This window comes from Camelimonas fluminis, assembly GCF_014656355.1.
In the GTDB taxonomy this organism is placed as follows: Bacteria; Pseudomonadota; Alphaproteobacteria; order Rhizobiales; family Beijerinckiaceae; genus Camelimonas; species Camelimonas fluminis.
On the sequence record NZ_BNCG01000183.1, the window covers coordinates 1 to 519 of the forward strand.

1 protein-coding gene is annotated in these 519 nt (G+C 57.6%); it reads left to right on the plus strand.

What is annotated here, in order from left to right:
• A partial coding sequence (locus tag IE243_RS23055; RefSeq protein WP_191321603.1) for a YihY/virulence factor BrkB family protein occupies window positions 1–498 on the plus strand: 498 nt, incomplete at its 5' end.
• Window positions 499–519: the final 21 nt, after the last annotated feature.

Here is a 519-nt window from a genome sequence, read left to right on the forward strand (position 1 = left end):
AACCTGGTTTCGATGATCTTTACCGTTGGCGTGATCCTGTTCGCGGTCGTTGCTATTCTACTGGTGGTCGCGCTTCCCGTTGTCCTGGATTACGTCTATCTCGGCAATGTAGCCGAACCTCTCGTCAAATTTGGCCGTTGGCCGGCTCTCATGGCAGTGCTGGTTGCTGTTCTCGCAGTCCTTTACCGGTTTGGTCCAAGTCGGGAACAGGCCCGCTGGCGATGGGTCAGCCCGGGGGCGATATTTGCAGCAGTTGTCTGGCTCGTGGCTTCCATTGGCCTCTCCTGGTATATGGCGAATTTCGAGGACTATGACAAAACCTATGGGACTGTAGGGGCGGCCATTGCCCTGATGATATGGATGTGGATATCCGCAATCATCGTGACAATTGGCGCCGAACTGAACGCGGAGTCCGAACGGCAGACCCTTGTGGACACCACGACTGGCGCGCCTCTCCCCATCGGAACCCGGGGCGCGGATGCGGCTGACCGGAAATGACGCTGCGATCCGCTAATGACC